This window comes from Mycobacterium sp. SMC-17 (assembly GCF_045310915.1).
Classification (GTDB): Bacteria; Actinomycetota; Actinomycetes; order Mycobacteriales; family Mycobacteriaceae; genus Mycobacterium.
In genome coordinates this window covers 1-2,884 of sequence record NZ_JBJIAK010000120.1, presented here as the reverse complement: position 1 = coordinate 2,884, position 2,884 = coordinate 1, and the positions used below count along the sequence as shown (strand labels likewise).

Here is a 2,884-nt window from a genome sequence, read left to right as displayed (position 1 = left end):
CAGGTGTAGAGCTCTTGGCCGGCCACGGTGAATCGGTGGCGGGTCGGGCGCAGGGTCAGGCCCTGGCCGACGATGCGGCCCTGCTCGTCGTATTCGGTGTCGGGTACCGCGGCCAGACGCCGGGTCACCTCGTCAACCGGGAGGCCGACGGCCGCGGCGAGCGCCTCCACGGTGACCGGCTCGCCGGCGGCGAGCAGCCGCAGCAACGGCACCAGCATCGTCGGGTCGAGCCCGGACTCTTCCGGAATGGTCAGGCGGTCAAGGAAATTGGGCATCAGGAACCTTTCGAGTGAGCCATGCGTCAGGATGCGCAGCAGGACAGTCGGGACATATCGGCGCTGAAGGACTGGGCGGCGATTTTGATGCCTTCGGCCATGGTCAGATACGGGGCCCAGGACCCGGCGACCTGGTCGACGGTCATCGCGGCGTCGAGGATGTAGACCGCGGCGGCGGCGATCTCGCCAGCATCCTTGGCGACGGCGGTGATGCCGTGGATGCGGCCGGTGCCGGCGTCGGCGACGAGTTTGATGAAACCGCGGGTGTCTCGGTTGACCACCGCACGCGGCACATGTTTTAGCGGCAGCACCCGGCAGTCGCACCGTGTCCCGGCGGCGAGGAGCTCGGCCTCGGTCGTCCCGGCCGCACCGACCGCGGGGCTGGTGAACGTCACGCGGGGCAGATGGCGGTAGTCGACCCTGCGGCCGGCGTCGGTGAAGATGTTGTCGGCGACCATCGCGCCGTGATGGGCGGCGACGTAGACGAACTCGCGGTGCCCGGTCACGTCGCCGGCCGCCCAGATCCGTGGGTTCGACGACTGCAGCCCGTCGCTCACCACGACCTCGTTGTTCTCGCCGGTTTTGACCTGCACCGCTTCGAGATTCAGGCCGTCGGTGTTCGGACGGCGGCCGGTGGCGACGAGGACTTTCGCGGCACGGAACTGCTGCGTTCCGCCGGTGATGGTCGCGGTGACCGTGACCTGATCGTCGGCCTGCTCGACCTCGCTCACCGTGGCGCGGCGCACCACCCGGATGCCGTCGTCGGCGAACACCTCCAGCAGCGCCATGCCGACTTCCGGCTCTTCCTTCGATGCCAGCGTGGAGCGGACCAGCACCGTCACCGTTGACCCGAGCCGGGCGAACAGTTGCGCCTGCTCCAACGCGACGTAGCCGCCGCCGATCACCAGCAGCGACTCCGGGACCTCGGTGACTTCCATCGCGGTGGTCGAGGTCAGGTAGGCGACGCCCTCGAATGCGGGCGGGATGACTGGGTTCGCGCCGGTGGCGATCAGGTAGTGCTCGGCCTCGATGGTGGCATCGCCGACCTCGATGACGGGCGCGTCCGGGGTTCCGGCGAACCGCGCTTGGCCCTGAATGCGCTGCCAGCCATACGATTCGGCCACGTTGAGGTACTTCTCTGAGCGCAGCGACTCCACCAGATCGTGCGTGCCGGCGATCAGGGCCGCCATGTCCACCGGGCCGGCCGTGGTGGCGATCCCCGGGAACCGGGCAGTGTCGGCTGCGGTATGCCGGGCCTCGGCCGCTGCGATCAGGGCCTTTGACGGCACGCAGCCGGTGTTGACACACGTGCCACCGAAGATGCCGCGCTCGATCATGACGACGGACTTGCCGAGCGCGGTAGCGCGGATCGCCGCGGCCATCGCCGCGCCGCCGGAACCGATGACCGCGAGGTCCAATCCCTGACTCATGCACCCATCCTTGACCTTCAAGTAGGCTTGAAGGTCAAGTGTTCTGAGGAGACATCGTGAGAATCGGGAAGCTCGCCGAGGCGACCGGGGCCACCACCGCGACGCTGCGCTACTACGAAGACGAAGGCCTGCTCCCGCCCGCCGAACGTTCCCCGGCGGGGTATCGCGACTATGCCGCCGACACGATCGCCCGGGTCGGCTTCATCCGACGGGGACAGGCCGCCGGGTTCAGCCTCGCCCAGATTCGGCAGATCCTCGACATCCGTGACAGCGGCCACGCGCCGTGCACGCACGTGCGCGACCTGCTCGACATCCGACTGACCGACCTCGACGAGCAGATCAGCGCACTGGTGGCACTGCGCGAGACCATCGCCCGGCTGCGGCAGGGCGCCGAAAGCGTCGACCCGGAATCATGCAGCGCCGATGACGTATGTCGATACCTCTAGGAGCCACCTCCGTGGCACCGGAGGCATGTATTTCGTCAAGTCCGTTGACCCCGGCAGTCGTCATGAATTTCCGCCCCACTGGAGGTCGTTGGTGCGCGGGAGCGCGGGGCCTGCTGAGCAGTAGGCTCACCCGATGCGGTGGGATTTCACTCGAAGCTGGTCGCATTGGCCGTGCTGAGCCCAGCCACACTCGTTCAGGCGATCGCCACCTTCGCCATCACCAATATCGACGACATCGTGGTCCTCGCGGTGATGTTCGGCCAGGCGCCCGGTCATCGTGGCGCAGCCATCCGAGTGACCGCCGGTCAGTACCTCGGCTTCACCGCCATCTTGGCAGTTTCGGTCGGCGGCGCACTCCTGGGTGCCACGCTGCTTCCTCCAGCCGCACTGCCGTACTTCGGGCTGCTGCCCATCGTGTTGGGGCTGCGGGCGGCATGGCTGGCCTGGCGGGATCGCCGCACCCAACCGGCGCCGACCGATGATCCCGCAACACTGTTGACGCCTGGCACCTGGCAGGTCGCAGTCATCACCTTCGCCAACGGCGGCGACAACATCGGCGTGTACGTTCCGATCTTCGCCGTCTCAACGATCGCCACCATCGGTGTTTACATCATCGTGTTCCTCATCGGTGTGGCCATCTGGTGCGCGGCCGGCCGATATTTCGCCTCCCACCCGATCATCGCCAAAGCACTCTCACGCTGGGGCCACATCGTTCTGCCCGGAGCAATGATCA

Annotated in this window: 3 protein-coding genes and 1 pseudogene; 2 read left to right on the top strand and 2 right to left on the bottom strand. The window is 67.4% G+C overall.

What is annotated here, in order from left to right; genetic code table 11:
* Both ACJH7A_RS30245 and merA read right to left on the bottom strand, forming a co-directional pair.
* A pseudogene (locus ACJH7A_RS30245) lies at positions 1 to 275 on the bottom strand (alkylmercury lyase); the annotation flags it as partial.
* Positions 276 to 301: 26 nt separating this feature from the next.
* Positions 302 to 1,705, bottom strand: a complete 1,404-nt coding sequence (gene merA, locus ACJH7A_RS30240) for a mercury(II) reductase (RefSeq protein ID WP_005148655.1) — start codon at positions 1,703 to 1,705, stop codon at positions 302 to 304.
* Positions 1,706 to 1,761: 56 nt separating this feature from the next.
* On the opposite strand from merA, the gene ACJH7A_RS30235 reads away from it, so the two are divergent.
* Together ACJH7A_RS30235 and ACJH7A_RS30230 are read left to right on the top strand one after the other, a co-directional pair.
* Positions 1,762 to 2,151: a heavy metal-responsive transcriptional regulator gene (locus ACJH7A_RS30235; protein ID WP_005148625.1), complete on the top strand. Its 390-nt coding sequence runs from the start codon at positions 1,762 to 1,764 to the stop codon at positions 2,149 to 2,151.
* Between the two features lie 138 nt (positions 2,152 to 2,289).
* The coding region (locus ACJH7A_RS30230) for a cadmium resistance transporter (protein WP_406803300.1) at positions 2,290 to 2,884 on the top strand (595 nt) is incomplete at its 3' end.

Bases quoted from the DNA above. Each gene is read 5' to 3' on its own strand.
- merA (WP_005148655.1), bottom strand. From the start codon at position 1,705: ATGAGTCAGGGATTGGACCTCGCGGTCATCGGTTCCGGCGGCGCGGCG.